Annotated in this window: 13 protein-coding genes; 1 reads left to right on the top strand and 12 read right to left on the bottom strand. The window is 39.5% G+C overall.

All coding sequences use genetic code 11. The features are described 5' to 3' along the window. Positions 1 to 79: 79 nt before the first annotated feature. Complete coding sequence (gene asd / locus H5154_RS02260; protein ID WP_182717249.1) at positions 80 to 1,222, bottom strand: aspartate-semialdehyde dehydrogenase; 1,143 nt, start codon at positions 1,220 to 1,222, stop codon at positions 80 to 82. Positions 1,223 to 1,488: 266 nt separating this feature from the next. Between asd and H5154_RS02255 the strand changes: the two genes are divergently transcribed. Further along, positions 1,489 to 1,908 carry a hypothetical protein gene (locus tag H5154_RS02255; protein WP_182717248.1) on the top strand — a complete coding sequence of 140 codons (420 nt, stop codon included), beginning with the start codon at positions 1,489 to 1,491 and terminating at the stop codon, positions 1,906 to 1,908. A gap of 183 nt (positions 1,909 to 2,091) precedes the next feature. Here the strand turns inward: H5154_RS02255 and H5154_RS02250 are convergent, their stop codons facing one another. The 11 genes from H5154_RS02250 to H5154_RS02200 form a co-directional block, all read right to left on the bottom strand. Continuing rightward, positions 2,092 to 4,671: an AAA family ATPase gene (locus H5154_RS02250; RefSeq protein WP_182717247.1), complete on the bottom strand. Its 2,580-nt coding sequence runs from the start codon at positions 4,669 to 4,671 to the stop codon at positions 2,092 to 2,094. Between the two features lie 458 nt (positions 4,672 to 5,129). Continuing rightward, entirely contained in the window at positions 5,130 to 7,853 is a 2,724-nt protein-coding gene (locus tag H5154_RS02245) for a TonB-dependent receptor plug domain-containing protein (protein WP_182717246.1), read from the bottom strand. Positions 7,854 to 7,925: 72 nt separating this feature from the next. After that, positions 7,926 to 9,545, bottom strand: a complete 1,620-nt coding sequence (locus tag H5154_RS02240) for a hypothetical protein (RefSeq protein ID WP_182717245.1) — start codon at positions 9,543 to 9,545, stop codon at positions 7,926 to 7,928. Between the two features lie 312 nt (positions 9,546 to 9,857). Next, positions 9,858 to 11,165, bottom strand: coding sequence for a lipopolysaccharide assembly protein LapB (locus H5154_RS02235; RefSeq protein WP_182717244.1), 1,308 nt, complete (start codon positions 11,163 to 11,165; stop codon positions 9,858 to 9,860). An 18-nt stretch (positions 11,166 to 11,183) separates the two neighbouring features. Further along, positions 11,184 to 11,789: an energy transducer TonB gene (locus H5154_RS02230; RefSeq protein ID WP_182717243.1), complete on the bottom strand. Its 606-nt coding sequence runs from the start codon at positions 11,787 to 11,789 to the stop codon at positions 11,184 to 11,186. Positions 11,790 to 11,799: 10 nt separating this feature from the next. Continuing rightward, complete coding sequence (locus H5154_RS02225; protein WP_145235576.1) at positions 11,800 to 12,210, bottom strand: biopolymer transporter ExbD; 411 nt, start codon at positions 12,208 to 12,210, stop codon at positions 11,800 to 11,802. Between the two features lie 50 nt (positions 12,211 to 12,260). Next, positions 12,261 to 12,788 carry a MotA/TolQ/ExbB proton channel family protein gene (locus H5154_RS02220; RefSeq protein ID WP_182717242.1) on the bottom strand — a complete coding sequence of 176 codons (528 nt, stop codon included), beginning with the start codon at positions 12,786 to 12,788 and terminating at the stop codon, positions 12,261 to 12,263. A 3-nt stretch (positions 12,789 to 12,791) separates the two neighbouring features. Then, positions 12,792 to 14,159, bottom strand: a complete 1,368-nt coding sequence (locus H5154_RS02215) for a MotA/TolQ/ExbB proton channel family protein (RefSeq protein ID WP_145235582.1) — start codon at positions 14,157 to 14,159, stop codon at positions 12,792 to 12,794. Positions 14,160 to 14,168: 9 nt separating this feature from the next. Then, on the bottom strand, positions 14,169 to 14,921 hold the full coding sequence (locus H5154_RS02210) for a DUF3450 domain-containing protein (protein WP_182717241.1): 753 nt from the start codon (positions 14,919 to 14,921) through the stop codon (positions 14,169 to 14,171). A 215-nt stretch (positions 14,922 to 15,136) separates the two neighbouring features. Beyond that, complete coding sequence (locus H5154_RS02205; protein WP_182717240.1) at positions 15,137 to 15,754, bottom strand: DsbA family protein; 618 nt, start codon at positions 15,752 to 15,754, stop codon at positions 15,137 to 15,139. Between the two features lie 110 nt (positions 15,755 to 15,864). Next, on the bottom strand, positions 15,865 to 17,754 hold the full coding sequence (locus H5154_RS02200; RefSeq protein WP_149980244.1) for a methyl-accepting chemotaxis protein: 1,890 nt from the start codon (positions 17,752 to 17,754) through the stop codon (positions 15,865 to 15,867). Between the last annotated feature and the right edge of the window lie 367 nt (positions 17,755 to 18,121).

Raw genomic sequence — 18,121 nt, 5'->3', positions numbered from 1 at the left:
CGGTGCAAAAAGACAACAGTAAAAGGGCTGGCACATTGCCAGCCCTCCATATTAACTGTAATAAATGGCAGCCAATAAACTAATATTTATTATCAACAATAATGCGTAGCATACGACGTAGCGGCTCTGCAGCACCCCATAATAATTGATCGCCAACGGTAAAAGCACTAATATATTTAGGTCCCATTGCTAACTTACGAATACGCCCTACAGGAATACTTAATGTACCAGTTACTTTAACTGGGGTTAAATCCGTAGCAGTGATATCACGCTCATTAGGGATAACTTTAACCCACTCATTGTGTGAGGCTAAAATCTGTTCTATTTTCTCGACGCTAATATCTTCACGTAGTTTAATGGTCATAGCTTGGCTATGACAGCGCATTGCACCAATGCGCACACATAAACCGTCAATAGGCACAGGTTGCTTACTTGATCCTAAAATCTTATTAGCTTCTACTTGCGCTTTCCATTCTTCTTTTGATTGCCCTGATGGCATTGGCACATCAATCCATGGGATAAGACTGCCTGCTAACGGCACACCAAATTGCTCTTGCGGTAAATCGCTTGAGGCAATCTGCTGCGTGACTAGTTTATCAATTTCTAAAATAGCGGCCTGTGGATCAGCGAGCTTGTCAGCCACACTTGCATGAATAGAGCCCATTTGCGCGATTAGCTCTTTCATATTGCGCGCACCGGCACCCGATGCAGCTTGATAAGTCATTGGGCTTACCCATTCAATCAAGTCTTGCTCAAATAGACCACCCAGCGCTAATAACATGAGTGACACTGTGCAGTTACCACCCACATAGGTTTTTACGCCTTGCTCAAGACCTTGTTCAATCACATCTTTATTGACCGGATCAAGTACAATAATACTGTCATCGCTCATACGCAGTGCTGATGCCGCATCAATCCAATAGCCGTCCCAACCTGCTTCGCGTAATTGTGGATACACAGCTTTGGTATAATCGCCACCTTGACAGGTGATAATAATATCCATTTTTGCCAGCGATTCAAAATCCATTGCATTAAGTAATGGTTTTGCAGGACCCGCTAAATCAGGGCCAAGCTGACCGGTTTGTGAGGTGGTAAAAAAAGTGGTGTCGATATGAGCAAAATCATTTTCTTGTTGCATACGCTCTAATAACACTGAGCCAACCATGCCCCGCCATCCGACCAATCCTACTTTTTTCATTGTTTGTTCCACTGTTTGAGTCATAAGAAATACCTAATACGTTAAAAATTAAAATTCATTGCGTGAGATTTAATTTTCATTAGCATCAAAATAACACCACCAGCCCCCTAAAACTAGTGAATAAAGTAGAACTCAAATTTTTTTCATAATGTAAAAAATGCAAAGGCATACAACGATTATTTTAAACTTTAATAAAAGCTTAACCTTGCTGAAACCTGTATTTACCAAGCTTAGAAGACACATTGAAAAGACGTTTTGTGTAATTCTACATTCAACTAAAGGAAAAGATAATGAAGACACTTACTTTCGCTCTACTCGCTTTAAGTTCAGCATCACTTAATGTATTTGCAGATACAACGCTTTCAGCAAGCACAATGGAATTAAAAGAAAATGAAAAAGTATCTTTTGAACGCGCAGAAATAAATATGGAAGAGCGACAAGGCATACTAGTCAATACTGCAACAACCTATTACAGCCCGAAGGTATGGATAAATGGGCACTTAGAGCAGTTTTTTGTGGGCTCTACAAATGGGAATCAATTTTGTGAAGAGCGTGGCCACAACCAAGAAATATCTGGAAGCACAATTACTTGCGGAGAGGATGAAAGCGCCTATGGAGACTTCGATTGGTATAACCAATCATGGGACATGAAAAGCACGGGCAGTAAAAACCAATGTTATCAGCTCTATGCAACTATAAAGTGTCAATAAAATAACAAAATATAAAACTAAAAAGCCCTGTATTAAATACAGGGCAAATAACTTTTGTCTGCTTTAGGTGTCTCTTGACAGTGTAGAAGTTAGGTTCCAATCTAACCAAACGTACAGTTATGAGCAATAAGCATCCAGTTAATAATTGCGATGTATGAAGTCGAAATTTGATTCCTTTTGGCTTCATGACCTGCGTTTTTTTAATGCCTTAAAATAAACATCAAGTGCTGTAATATCAGCCAACAATTCATCAATATCTGGCATTTCCGTAACACCCAAACAAGTAGCGGTATCGTGACCTTCAAAGTAAGTACTACATTTCCCCATTCCAGCACTAATGGTAGCTACATCCTCTGGTGTACTATCAACTATATATCGGATATTTTGAGTCTGAACAGCACGACTAAACCGTTGCACAACATTTCTAATTAGCCATTCTTCAACTAACCTCTCCCACGTTTCACGCATTTTACCGTAGATATGTTTAGCATCTCGACTATAAATATCTTCAATAAAGTCATCTCGTTTAGTGTACCGTCTAAGCTCTACTTCTAACTGCCTCAACTGTCCTATCCTATCTACAGTTTTTAAAGTATCCCAAGGTGGACTTCCTTGCGGGAACCCAGAGAGCTTTCCTATACGAGTGATAGACTGGATATTAATCGGATTTGAGGATTCCTCACTCAACATCATCAAGAATGGCAAGTCGTGCGTAAGCACAATCACCTGCCTATGTAGTGCTTCATCTGCAATACGTTTAGCAAACTTTCGCCTCCACTTATGATCTAAGGAGTTAACTGGATCATCAAAAATGATGGCAGACTTTCTATTATCAATTGTTAACTCAGCCATAAAACCAGCTAGAGCGATACATTTTTGCTCACCCTCACTGGCAATATGTCCTATCTTTGACGCATTCCTTGAAATCTGTAGAGTCAATTTCTGTTGACCAGCAGAGCCTTGAGTTTTAGTTTCTACATCAAAGCTTTTAAAGTTTAACGCTACTAACTCTTTGTTAAATGCGGCATTGATTACCCCCAAACTGCCAGTTTTAGCTAACTCGGATATAAACCGCGTAATAAGTGAAAGGTTAGTTGTAGCTAAAGCTGAGTTAAAACAGCCAAATGTCTTAATACGGTTTATTTCAATAATGATATTATCTTTATGCGCAGATAACCTCTGTCGATCTTCAAGCTCTATCAATCTGTCCTGACTAAACTTAATTGTCTGAGCTAACGTACCGTCATCAACAACATCATTCATTTTTACTTTTATTGCTTCAACTTGCCGAGATAGTCGATGTACAAATCTCATATCTAGGGCTGGATGAGTAAATGTTGGGTTAGCAGAAGTTAGGCTATTCTTCCTATCAAACAATTGCTGTATACAGATGTTGAATTGCTCTATGGCATCAGGTGTAGATTGCCTTAACTCCTCAAAAATACCACTATACGGTTTAAGGTCAAAACTCAATTTAGTTATGAGGTTCATCTGTACAGTTAGTGTATTAGTTGCCTTATCTGCATCTACCTGAGACTGATATGTAATATAATTATTGAATCTAGTCATCCTTTCCGCAGCTTGCCTTCCTATCGATTGTAAGCATGTAGGACAGTATTCATTTTCAACTGGTGGGAAAGTTTTATCATCACCATTACCAATTATAAAGTTCTGCGCATGGTTCCACATTTCTTTCCAAGCATCATTGCCAATACCTTCAATTGGTAAACCATTTAAAGTGTTCTGCCTTACTTGTTCAGCAACTTTCAATTTAGTTGATTTATCACCATATAACACCCCAATTTTGGCCACATTAACATCACCCAGTTTTGAACACAGGTTGTTAAAAAAATCCAGTAACGGTTCACGGTGTTTTAATTTGGTTGCATAAAAAGCTTTTACTTGAGCAGGTGTTTTTCCACTTAGCTCTGCCACCTCTTTCTTCAATCGACCTATTTCTAGCAACTCAACTTCATCACCACATTGAGCATATAATGTAGCTTCAGTGGCAGTAGCTAGTGAGTTACAGAAAGTACTCACCTTAGATAATGGGTTTAAATCAGGTATTTTATATGGTGTTCTAAACGGAACTATTTCACGTGTCAATTCGTTTTTCACAAATAGGCAAGCACTACTCAACTCTTTTAATAATTTTATTTCTGATGGTTTGTACTCAACACTATCCGTTTTAGATATGTAATTGGAAGCAGAGTGAGAATCAAATACCCTTATAGACTTTAACTCTGGACTTGGTTCACCACCATTGGTCCAGATATTTTCAACTATTGCGGCACCACCAACTGATAGACCTAATGTAGCTTGTGATGGAACGGCAGAAGGGTTGAAAGCATTAGTAGTAATAACAGGGACATCACCCCGAGTTAAACATGCACTTTTCAGTATTTTTGCATAGCTTGATTTACCAGCACCATTATCCCCATAAACGGCTGTTAAACCCTCAATTGAAAAGTTTAGTGTTACATCTTCAATTAACGATGAGACATTCTTTACATTGCCTAAGCTTGCTAACGTTACGGGGGCAACTTCAGTTTCAAACCCTGTAGCCGCAACGGGTTTAACGTAGTTATTAAACTCAGGTGCTTGAGGAAGTAGACCAAACTCCATTTTGGCAACTTGGTAAATAAGCTGCAAATCTTGCTGCTGAAGCCCTCCCTGCTCCATGACCCTGCGGATTACCTGTCTCCACCATAGCGGCTTTTTAGCGCTATTTACCCACGTAACAACTTTCTCTATTTGTGTCATAAAAATCCTTTTGTGCCATGCGTTAGTATACGAATATTAGACTAAGAATTTAATATCCTGATATTAAAAACAATATCCGTTTGATGAATAATCTTGTAATCAAATAACTCCTGGTAATTTACCCTAATCCAAGATTGGTCTAAAGCAGGCTTAATAGTCTAATTTTGTTTCTTCCCTATTCATTAAAGAATGTACGGTAAATATAGCTAGCTGTCGAGTAGCTAGCTTTGTGAGAGCTAATAACCCTACAGCACTAAACAATCTGCCAGATTTGAACAAGGTCAGCCATAAGGCATTACCGCTTAGATAAGCCCCCCACTTTATACACTATAAGCAAAATACTATTTACCACACCCCTTACGGCACAATTATTAATTTCATAAATAACAAGCAATAAAAAGCCCTACACTTGGTAGGGCTAAGTAATGCTGACTATAAATGCTATTTATTAGATGACTTTAAAACTCGTAGCTAAAGCTCACGCTTAATTCTCTAGGCGTTTCTTGAGAACGAATTAGCACATCGTTTTGCTCTACTTCAAAGTTTTGTCCCAACATATTTTTCACTTTAAGTGTTAATGTGGTATTAAACGTTGGGTAATAACTATAAACCATGTCTAACGAGTTTAAAGGTTGTTCGTAAGCGTCATCAAAGTTATTAACACCCGCAGCTAAAATACGATCACCAAATACATTGTAGATAACAGATGCTTGATGCATGCCATCATGTGAATCGTAATTCAGTTGCAAGTTGGCAACATACTTTGAATGGCCCGTCATACGTCGCTTTAGGTTCGTGAGATCGCCACGCTGTTCTTCTGCAATTTCAACTTCTGAATCACTGAGCGTTATATTTCCAGAAGTAAAAAAAGCGCCCCCTAATAAATCACTGTGCAACTCAGTTAACCATTCAGCTTCAATACCGTAAACATAGGCTGTTTCTGCATTGTCAAACTGCAGAGTAAAACGGCCGTCGCTTTCTGTTAATAGTGCTTCGATTGGTTTATCGATATCTTTATAGAATGCGCCAACTGAGTAATTATCGCCATTGTCCATATAAAACTCGATACGTGCATCAAAGTTATCTAGGTAACTAGATTCTAAGAATGGATTACCAAGCGTTCGATAACCTGTCAGCGGATCTTGGAATTGAACAGGGCTTAGCTCTCGCAAATCAGGGCGTACAACCGTGTTGCCATAACCAAAACGAACTTGATACGATTGCTGACTATATGTCATAGATAACGAAGTAAAATACTCATCTTCCATCACACTTGCTTGTTCTATCGCATCTGCACTTAATTTATCAGCCAATAAAGCAGGATCGAATGCTGAGCGAGAAAAAGCAAGCGCAACTTGGCGGAAGTCCTCGTAACGCACACCACCGCTTAAACGCCAATCTTGAGCAAACGTTACGTCAAAAGAGCCGTAATAAGCATCAATCATTTGCGCTGCTAAGTAATCATCAGCTGTTGGTTCTTGGAACAATAACTCGACATCCGTTGAATCAACAACAGCATCGTTAGCAAAAAAACTACCAATTGACAGTGCTTCTTCTTCACTTTGTGCTAGATCTAAAGACTGAGTTTGGTTAAAACGATAGTTAAAAAAGTCAGTGCGGTAATCACGTGTTTTTTCAACAAAATAACCACCACCCGCAATTTCTACTTCGGCGTTATCAAAGTAAAAAACTTTGTTTACATTAACGCCCCAGTTTTCTACATCGTCTTCAAGCTCTACAAATCGATACAAATAAGGATTACCACCTAAGCTACCATTGTAAAAAGTACGTTGATATTTGCCATCTAAGTACTCATCACGAACCGTTACTTTAAGCTCACCAGGTATACTTGTAGTCGCTGTTGAGTCAGTATACTGCCAATCTACACCAACACCTTCAAGAAAACCCCAATCTAAATTGTGCATTCCACGAAGCTGAAGTATTTCAAGTTCTCGTTCCTCAAAAGAGGTTAAGTGACTACGCTGCAACTGCCCAGCATCAATACTTAATGACTTTGAAGGTTCTTGGTAAAGCGCAACAGAGGCTTCATCTTCAGAATCTCGTAACATCATATAAGTTGCTGTTAAATCGTGACCTCCAATTTTATAACCTAAATTTAGAGAGCTATTTAACTTTATATTATGCTTGGTTGACACTTCTTTCTCTGTTGCAGAGTAACAAGTAAAGTCATCTTGTGAACATGAGGACTCAGATGCGTCAACAGAAGAAAGTACAGCGCTAAACTTCTCAGCATTAGACCATTCATTTTCATAGGCAACTGACGCTAAGAAACCAAACGAGCCGTCTAAGCCAAATAAGTTATCAAAACGGTCGCCATACACAGCTTTAATACCGGCATCAGGATTTAAACTTTCTTTTTCCAAGCCAAAATCTCTTGGCAATGCTTTTGCTAAACTTTTATTTAAGTCTATCGCGGCAGCTTGGCCAATATCAGCCCCCTGACGTCTTGACTCTACATCTCTGATATTTCTATACGAAATATCAGACAGGCCATTGATATAGGTATTTAACGCAGTCTTAACTGAACCAGGTAATGCGCGTGTACCATCATCTTTACCTAACCAATCATCACTGCCACCATTATATGTATAGCCTTCGTCGTTTGTATCTTTATAACTGGCACCAATTTCGACTTTAAATAAAGTATCATTTGGAATGCTCTTGGTTCTGATATTAACGTCACCACCACCAAAAGCCGCAGGCATATTTGGTGAATAGGCTTTTTGTACAGCCAAGGATTCAATAATACTTGATGGGAAGATATCAAGTGGAATTACATTTCGTGTTAGATCCGGGCTTGGAACTACCGCGCCATTTAAACGTACGCTAGAGTAACGCTCACCTAAGCCACGGACATAGATAAACTTATCGTTAACTAATGATAAGCCTGTAACACGGCGAAGTGCCGAAGCTGCATCACTATCACCCGTTCTAGATATTTGCTCTGAACCCATTATATCAGCGACAAACGCCTGATTTTTACGCTCATCAATTACGGCACTAGCACTGCCTTTAAGGCGCGTACCTGTTGCAACAACTTCTTCTATCGCGTCTTCATTTATTATTTCTTGTGCCTGATCAGCGAAAGAATGAAATGAAGAAAAAAGGGAGAGCAGAGATAAAGTTATTAGATTGGTTTTAAACTGCTTTTGATGTTTCATATTTATATCCTCTAAACCTAAAATTCCCTTAAAAAAGGCGCCGTAGCGCCTTATAATTAGAGCCGGTCTAGATTAATTACTAGCGCGTTGTAAAGATGCGGCAACAAAATCAGCCCACTCACTTGATTCACCGTCTTTAAGTGCACCAATATAGCCTGCGTTAGTAAAGAAAGAGTTAACTTCACTCATGTCTTTAGCTGTTGTAGCTACTGCAGTGCCTTGTGAATCAGTAATAGTTGCAGCTGTTGAAACACCATCAGCACCAAGTACATTTGCAAAATCAGCAAAACCAATTAACTGGTTATTCTCGCCACCAGTAAACCAAGAAGCAATATCAAAACTTGCTAATGCGCCAGTTAAAGGTGTATTTACGTCTTCAAAATTCTTACCACAAGCAAATATTGAGCTCATAAATGCGATATCGCCATTATTTGCATTCGCATGCACACCAGCATCCCCTGATTGGTCTTTTTCATTATATAAATCAAGACAACCAGCACCATCTACAGATGAAGAGTTTACAAATAGCATATTAGCTAATTGCGCTTTACCCCATTCTTTCATTTCCATACCAGCACCAGTACGACGCCCTTCAGCACCTTGGTCGCCAGTAGTTACAACCGTTGCATTAGCAATTGTTGGATTAGAAACAGTTGTTACTAAATCTTGTGCATCTGCTGATAATGGATCTACCTTAGCGCCATCTGTTTCAAAGCCATGGTTTCCATATTCATTTGAACGTACAAGAATAAATTGTCCATAGCCTTTCCAGCCTTCATCCCAATCAATACCATCATCACCTGTATCAGTAATAACAATATGTTTAAGGTTAACGCTACCACCAAAAAGCTCTATACCATCATCAAAACCATTATGAACATGCACGTAATCAATCGTTGTGCCTGAACCTACAGCATTAAGGGTTAAACCATTAAGCTCATCGCCTTCAACACCAAAACCCGCATATTTTATAACTATATGCTTAAGGATACCGCTGCTATCTTGCGGATCATTACCACCATAATACGATACAATACCTTCAGCAGCGTGGTTACACATATCTTGTGCCGCAGCTGCAGCCGTACAACGGATAGAATGGCCTCGGCCATTTACCTGAACGCCACCCCAATCACCAATTTGTGCGGTTGTTGCATCATCGCCATCAACTTCTTTGATGCTTGTGAAAATAATTGGCTTATCTACTTCACCAATTGCTTCAATATTTGCACCACGTGCAATACGAATAAAACTCTCAGGCTTAGTAAAAGCTATCGTCGCGCCAGCTTCAATAGACAATGTAGGACCATTGCCATCAATTGTAGCGCCTGTTGATGTGTCTACATCATCACCAATAAATAATGCACCTTCAAATACATGTGCGCCGCCACTGCTTAATGCAGGGATAACAAAAGAGCTGGTAATTTCTTTCGCATTACTTGCAAATGCTTGACTGTAAACACAGTTAACACCCTTTGCTTCACCTGTAAATGTAGCTCCATCTAATGTATATGTAGCGCAACTTAATGTATCACCACCATTATCACCACCTGGGTTAGTCACTGAGTTGTCTACACTATTATCTACACTGTTATCAACTGTTGTAGGTGTAACATTAATATCACCACCGCCACAGCCAGCGAGTGTAATTGCAGTAGCCACAAGGCTGACTTTAAATAAACCAGATAATTTCATTGTTCACTCCGTTAAAGTATTTAATTATTTTGTTAGCGCATTAAGTAAAACTCAAGTCACTTTAAAACACGAAAAACATGCTTTAAGGTCACTTGAGCTTTAGAACGAGGACTACAATACGGGAGGTGTATGACAATACAGTTACACTTTAATAAACATAAAGTGACAATATAATTTATTTAAATAACAATTTGTTAGGAATATTTAGAACGAAAAAAACCGCCCTGAGGCGGTTTTGGTGTTGCGATTATAAAACGAGTTTTTTAATAAAATCGTTGAAGTTAAAATGGCATTTTTTAACGCCATATTTACTTATAACAAAGCGGTGCGTAATGTTTCAGCATGCAATTTTTCACGCTTCACGTATTTGATCCATTGTTCAGCTAATCGCTGCGATTTTTTATGCTTCTCGGCTTGTTCGAATGCTAAAATAGAAGCATCAAAGTTTTGTAAACTATATTGCGCCATACCTAAAGCAACATAAGCATTTGATTCAAAATCGAGTGAGCCTTTATCAAGCGCCGTTCGGGCTGCATCAGCGGCATCTTCAAATTGCTCTAAGTTAACAAGTACTTCAGCCATACGTTGATCGTACTTACCGTGATCCGAAAGCTCTGCCGCTTTAGCAAAGTAAGTAACTGATTTATTATCTTCTTTTGCTTGGACCATGGCTTCTGCGATGAATGCATAATTCTTCGCAGACTTTTCAGCAACGCCTGATTCAATCGCTTTACTCATCACATCAGCCGCTTTAAACGCTAAACCGTTGTATAAGTAAACTTGGGCAAGTTGACGTAAATCTGATTTTGACGTTAAAAAACCTTGCTGGTAAGCGGCTTCAAGTACGGCTAGTTGTTGTTTTTCTTTACCCGTTTCACCGTACATACCGCCAAGTTGCACCCAGTATTCAGGCTTGTTATAAAGCTTTACCATACGCTCAAGTACAGCAACTACATTCTCAGTTTGATTAAGTGAGTAATACATGGCGCGTTGCAGTACTAACCAGTTTTCTTTTGGCACCTTGCCTTCACTATCACTTTGGGCAATCGCTAAGTTAATATTATCAATGCCTTTTTGGTAATCTTTCAACTGATAATACGCTTGTGATTTAAGGACATAATAGGCATCAGTTTTAGGCTTAGTGTTAATTGCATCCCACTTAGCTAAAAAATCAATGACTTTATTATAATCACTGTTTGCCATCGCTAATTGCGCTAAGCTAAAAGTAGTGCTAACACGTAATGTTTCTGGAATACCTTCTTCTGCTATCACCTTTTCAAATGATGCAATTGCTTTAGGCAAATCATTTTCGTTGTAATAAATAAAGCCATAAAAATTATGCATCATGGCAATTTCATAGGAGTTCATGCTAGAAGAACGTTCTTTGATGCTATCAAGCGCCTCAAGTCCTGCTTTAGCGTCGCCATCATCGGCTAACTTTTGTGCACGAGCCAATTGGCTATACACTTTTTCACGTAGCGCAGGCACTTTCGTGGTTTTTTGCTCTTGTGCGTAAACGCTCGCAAGCGTGACTCCTGGTAACATGGAGACTAAACTTGGCAGCGCAACACTGGCTCCTATCGCAAAAGTACACACTAATGCTGTTTTTAATAATTTCATAATCGCAATCCTCTGTTTCTAGCCGTTAATTTGGAAAGAAATTTTGTTCTGTACACCCGCAACTTCAACCGCTTCACCATCGATCACGCGTGGTTTATATTTAAATTTAAGTGCCGCATCCATAGCTGCTTGATCAAACAATGATTCAGGCTCAGCTTTTACTACCTTTGCATCACGAACAGTACCTTGCTTAGTCACTGTAAACTCAACAATCACATAGCCTTCAATGCCCCGTGACAATGCTCGACGCGGGTAAACAGGTGCTACTTTTACAATCGGTAGATATTCACCATCACTAGAGTCAAGAGCTAGACCACCACTGAGACTCACGTCAGCATCAACACTGGCACCAAAGTCAAAGTTAGACGCTGCTGCATTTGGATCACTATTTTGCATTTGCGGTGAATCCATTGGCGGCGGAGGCTCTTTCGGCGTTGGCGGCTTTTGTGGTTTACGTTCTTTCTTTTGTACCGTTTCTTCTTTTTTAAGCCTTACAAAATCAAGTACATTGCCTTTAGCTGGCTCAGTCATCGCCCCTTCACCACCGGTGATAAGCGCTTGCATGCCCAAAAACAACATAAAGGTCACAACACCGGCAACTAATAATGCTACTAAATAACGCATTATGGCTTCCTTAGGCTTCTTGTGCCGCGATAGACACATCAAATACACCTGCGGCGCGTGCTGCATCCATCACTTTAATAAGGGTATCTGTAGTGGCTTTTTTGTCAGCCTGAATAACCACACTACCTTGTGGATTTTCTGCTTTTAAACGCTCAATGTTTGCTTGCACAGCACGCACATCGATTTGACGTTTATTGATCCAAATTTCACCTTGATCTGAAATCGCAACTAGAATATTTGCACGCTCTTTCTTAACGGCTGTTGCCGCTTCTGGGCGATTTACATCGATACCTGACTCTTTAACAAAAGAGGCGGTTACAATGAAGAAAATAAGCATGATGAACACAACATCAAGCATCGGGGTCATGTTTATTTCTTCAGCTTCATCTTCTTGAAAAAGGCTTCCTAATGGGGCTCTCATTTTATTCTCCTGATTGTATGTGGCTTTCGCCACATACTAAAAATTGTTGTTTAATGGTCTAAAACCATGCTGTCTTCAAGTAGGGCTACTTCGCGCTTTGCTTTGCGTTGCAAGTACGTAGAAGCAAATACACCAGATAACGCACCAACCATGCCTGCCATTGTCGGGATAGTCGCTTTCGACACACCTGATGCCATTGAACGCGCACTGCCCGTTCCGGTAATCGCCATCACATCAAACACTTCTATCATACCTGTTACCGTACCGAGTAACCCCAGCAGCGGACACAAGGCAACCATCACATTGATCAACGCTAAGTTACTATTTAACTTCATTCCAGCGCGGGAAATTGTCGCTTGGCGGATTTGCTCTGCATTCCAGCTGTTGCGCTCAATACGAGAAGTCCAGCTACTTTTCACTGCATGTTTGTAACTACGAAAACCATTAAAGAAATAAATAAATCGCTCGAGTATCAATAACCACATCGCGAAGATTAACACTCCGATGACCAACAGAACTTGGCCACCAGTGTCGAGAAAATCACGGATAGCATTGATTGAGTCAATCAATAGCACCATGGGTTATGCTCCCTTTTCGCTACGCTCAGCGATAATACCTGCGCTTTGTTCTTGCAAAATAAGCAGCAAGTTTTTAGAGCGGGTATTCAATAAGGTGTATAAAAATACTGTTGGGATTGCCACAACTAAGCCAAGTACCGTAGTAACAAGCGCTTGTGAAATACCACCAGCCATTAATTTAGGGTCACCTGTACCAAACAAGGTGATTGCTTGGAAGGTATTGATCATACCGGTCACCGTACCAAGAAGACCTAACAATGGAGCAACGACCGAGATAATCTTAATGAGCGTTAAGTTGCGGGTGATTTTTGGCATTTCACGTAAAATCGCTTCACTTAATTTAAGCTCTAAGGTGTCGTATGCTACATCTGGGTATTGATCTTTGACTTTCATTACACGACCAAGTGGATTGTCATCACGTGGCACTGAGTCTTTAAGTTGACGACGGATTTTGCTGCCCATTAGCATCAATGAAACAAATCGTTCAATAGCGATAATTAAAGCAAGTAAGCCAACGCCTAAAATAACGTAACCTACTGCACCACCTTGATGTACTTGCTCTGAAGTATCAGGTGCTTGTACCAATAAACCAAGGATAGAGCCACCGGTTGGGTCAAGCGCAAATTGTACAGTGCCTGATTTAGCTTGTTGTAAATCATTCGCCGTTGAGGTGTAACGGCCAACAGGCTGACGGGTAAGCTCGCTTAACGTATTAGTGCTGGTGTTATAATCAAGGTACTTACCTTCTGAAATTAAGTTAAAAGCCCCCACTCGCATAACTTCTTGTTTAGCTTTGTTGCCGCCTTCTACAATTACATCTGTTGTAAAACGTGACACTTTGCCTTGCTCAGTCATTTCGCGTTGCAGTTCAAACCATACTTTTTCAATGTCTTCGATTGATGCAAGTTTAGAAGTCGAGCCCATTTTTTGAGCCAATTCATCCATAAAAGCACCACGACCAGGTAGCTGTGCAGACACTACTGACGTTGCAAATTTATTACTTGAATCGCCAGCCACTTGTTGCAGCACACCAAAAAGTTCTTTCAATGAACCCATACGCTTAGATAATGTATCGGTTAGGTTAGCAAGTTTTACTTCATTTTCTTCGAACTGTGTTTCAAGACGCTCAGACTCAACCAGCATTTGATTACGTTTTGCTTGAGTGTTTTTAAGCATTTGCACTTGTTCATTTTGACGTGCAGCAAATTCTTGCTCGCGTTGTTTATTTTGTGCTGATTGCTGTGTTTTACCTTGCTCAAGTGTTTTTAATAACGAGTCTAAATCCATAGCTTCAGCAGCAACGCTGTTGCCCGCAAAACCAAGGGTGGCACCAAATAAAGCAATTTTGGTCATTTTTGTAAAAAGTTTCATTTTAACCTCTTAATCCGCAGCGTGTACTGGCAGTGTTAACATATCTGGGGCAAGTTGCTTACGTGCAATACGTAAACCTTTACTAATTTGGCTGATTGTTGAGTCATCCAGGGCAACAAACTGTTTGCTTGTTGTATCCCATGAGCCTGCTTTTTTACCATCGCGAGTAAGGTAAATAAGTTCTAAACGACCAATGCGTAAGAAATCGACTTCACGCTCTTGACCATCAACATCTAATAACGCGGTATAGGCTTCGATGGTACGGCCGTAATCAACTTCAACTTGGTACGCTTCTAAAACACGGCGGAATTTTTCACTTGAATTAATGTCAGCACGGTTCATCATGTCTTTTAATGACGCTAAACGCTTTTCACGTTCATCGGTTAGAAACGGCACATCAAGAGCAACAAATTGCTCAAGGCCTGTGATCATGCGTAGCATTAATGGGGTAATTTGACGTTCAATAATAGACACTTGATCCATAGATAAGTTAATGGCTTCCATTTCACTCATTTGGTTACTAAGCTGTTTGCTTAGTTGTGCGTTATAAACCGTTAAACCATCAATTTCTTTATTGAGGGTTTTAAACTGTTGTAAACGACCCTGCATAGAGTCTGCAATCTTGTCTATTTTTGTTTGTGATTGCACAGCTGATTGGTTAATTTCACTGCTTTTATCGATAACCTTATTTAAATCATTTGCTTGCACTGTTGCACTCATGGCTACAATACTAGCTAATATCAATGGTTTAACGCCTTTCATCGCATACACCTTTACTCGTTAAATTAGCGGATTTGCTAGTTGCTTAATATCAATGAACGAGATTCTATAGGTGAAAAATGACAGAGGTGTTGCGCTAAAAAGTCCTTTTTATGACAACTGCCATAAATACAGCTTTTTACGTTAGATAAAGCAATAGTTTTTAATATTTAACAAGCGTGTACGCTTTAATGATGAGTGAAGTGAGATTAAATAAATTAATCGGCAAGTATACGATGAATGGTGCTGAGCACAGCATTTGCGTTGGTATAGTTTACGGCGATAGCAAAGTACTGCTGTTTATGACAAAGAACTAACGATGGAAAACCCTGCACAGGTAACTGCTGAACATACGCTAACTCTTGTTGAAACGCCTGTTCAAGTTGTTCACTTTGCAATATAGCTAAAAACTCATCAGCAGCAATACCTATTTGCTGTGCACAGCTAACGAGTGTATTAAGATCCGATGGGTTTTGTGCCGATAAATAATAACTCTGCTGAATTGCACCAAGCATAACCCGCTCTTTATTAAAATAACGTGCTGCAATCACCGCCCGACATGCAGGGTAAGTGCTGCGGCGTGGTTGACAGTTTTGCCAAAAATCAAAGTTAAATTTAGCACCGGTTTGCTGGCCAATACGCTGCCAAGTTTGTTGTAAAAACTGTTGCATACTTACTGGCATTGGCTGTTCGGAATCAGCAGCAAGGCCACCTACTTTATAAATAATATCAACTTCATTCGCTAAGGCGTCTTGGATTTTTTGCCAGCACTTTTGAAAACCCCAACACCAACTGCACATTGGGTCGTACACATATATAAGCTGACTATTATTCATTATTGGCCTGTTACTGTTCACTGGAAACAACGTTATTTAGCCCTTCATCCTTGGCTTACAGGTGATTCCGGCATCATTTATTTTATCTTTTTAGTTATCGCTGATTGCATTTAGACTTTAAAACGTAGCACCATTTTTTCAAGTTCATCAAATTGCAGTTTTAAACGAGTACACTCAGCTAAAGTGTTATTTAAGTTTAGCTGACCTTGTTGAGATAACTCACTAATTGTATGAATATCATTATCTAAAGAGTGTATTACCTGATTTTGTTCAGTGGTCGCATTTGCAACACTATGATTTACATCATCAATTGCTTTTATAGCTTTGGTTACTCCTGCCATTTGCTCACCGGCTGCTTGCGCTTGTTTTACAGTATTTTCGCTTTCAACTAAACTGGCTTTCATAACCGCAACGGCACTGCCTGAACCTTGCTGTAATTGGCTAACGGTATTTTCAATTTCTTGGGTTGATTGCTGAGTACGGTGAGCTAACTGGCGCACTTCATCTGCAACAACGGCAAACCCACGACCAGCCTCTCCGGCACGAGCGGCTTCAATTGCGGCATTAAGTGCAAGTAAATTCGTTTGCTCGCTGACTCCTTTAATAACTTCGAGTACTTGACCAATACTTGCAGAGTGTTCAGCAACACTACTAATAATTTGTTGTGCTTGTTCCATATTTTGCGATAACACACCAATGGCATTGATATTATCATTTAACGTACTTTGACTTTGTACTGACTGTGTATTCGCATCAGTAGCAAGGGTTGATGCATGACTTGCGCTGCTTGATATTTCAATCGCACTTGATGACAGCTGATTAATCGCTGTTGCAACGCTGTCTGTGCGTTTAGTTTGGTCACTGTACATCGTTAGCGTTGACTCTGTTTGCTCAACTAAGCTTTCCACTGAACGTTCCAGTTCAACCGTGGTCGTTTTTACTTGGTCAATTGAGGTATGAATTTTATCTATAAAGGCATTAAAATAACCTGACAGTTCACCAAATTCGTCATCGTTTTCAATCTCTAAACGACGAGTTAAATCCCCCTCACCTTGGGCTATATCTTTAATTGCATCGTTTAAACGCTGCATAGGCCGCATCAAATAACGCAATGAAAATTGCATCATTAATATCGTCGCGATAACTCCCAAACACATATATATCGCAGCCATATTTCTAAATGAAGCCACTGATGAATAAGCAATATCTTTGTTGATCACCACACCTAAATACCAATCTACATTTTCAATACCTTTGATATGTGTAAATGATACAAGATGATCAATACCAGCGATTTCTTGCTCCACAAACTCAGCTTTTAAAGCAAGGTTTTTACCAAACAGCTTCGCCATACTCTGATCGTTTAGTTTGATATCTGGATGGCTTAGAATACGACCGTCACTGTCTAATAGAAAACCATAACCAAAACCTAAAAAATCAATTTCGTTGACTATTTGAGTAATGGTTTGCATATCAATATCGGCACCTGCGACACCACTAAAACGGCCATTATTTAAAATGGGCGCAACCGCTGAAATAGTTAGCTCATTGGTGGTTACGTCGATATAAGGAGTCGTAAACGCTGTGGTGGTTTTATTTTCTACCAGCTTATACCAAGGACGGATTGTGGCATCATAATCAGCAGGTAATACAACAGTTTGATCATTGAGTACAAAAGTACCATCAGGTTTGCCTATATAGGTGTTTTTAAACTTACCTGCCATTTCTGCGCTATTGAGTTGGCTAAGAGTTAATTCCTTAGTGTCATTTTGCTGATGCGTTTTCGCAACAGACTGAACGATTGCTAATTTATTATTGAGCCAATTAGCAATATTTTGTGAAACCGATTGAGAGCTTTCTTGTAATATTAGAGACAGTTGCTGCTGCGTTTGTGAGCGCATTGAAATAAAGTTATTGATGGTAAATAACCCCAGCACCAACACTAATACCACAGATGCTGCGATAGTTACCTTAGTGGTAAATTTTAGCGAGCTTTGCATGACACACCTATTTATTTTTTTTATCGTTGTTAGCTAACTACTTTTTAACAAAAATAACGCTATTTGTCTTATCTTATCGCCAACAGTTGCTATGTTATAGCCAAAAACAATAATAAAGCATGGTAAAAAAATTAGTTTAGCGCTTACTCCTATAACAAATTCATAAAGTAATTAATCGATAAGTAAAGACAGTCAATGTCGTAATTGCACCGAAGAAATAACAAACTCAAAATTGGAAGGTTCCAGTGATTTTTATAAACAATAGCTATTGAATACGTATTCAGTGCATATCCGTCGTTATTTTGTAATGAACTAAACTGCGAGGTTTTACTTTAGAGTGCGATTGATTCATTGAGAATAATAAGAA

It is taken from the genome of Pseudoalteromonas sp. SR44-5 (genome assembly GCF_014163675.1).
GTDB lineage: Bacteria > Pseudomonadota > Gammaproteobacteria > Enterobacterales > Alteromonadaceae > Pseudoalteromonas > Pseudoalteromonas rhizosphaerae.
The sequence above is the reverse complement of the archived record's forward strand: the minus strand, read 5'-3'. Positions and strand labels throughout refer to the sequence as shown.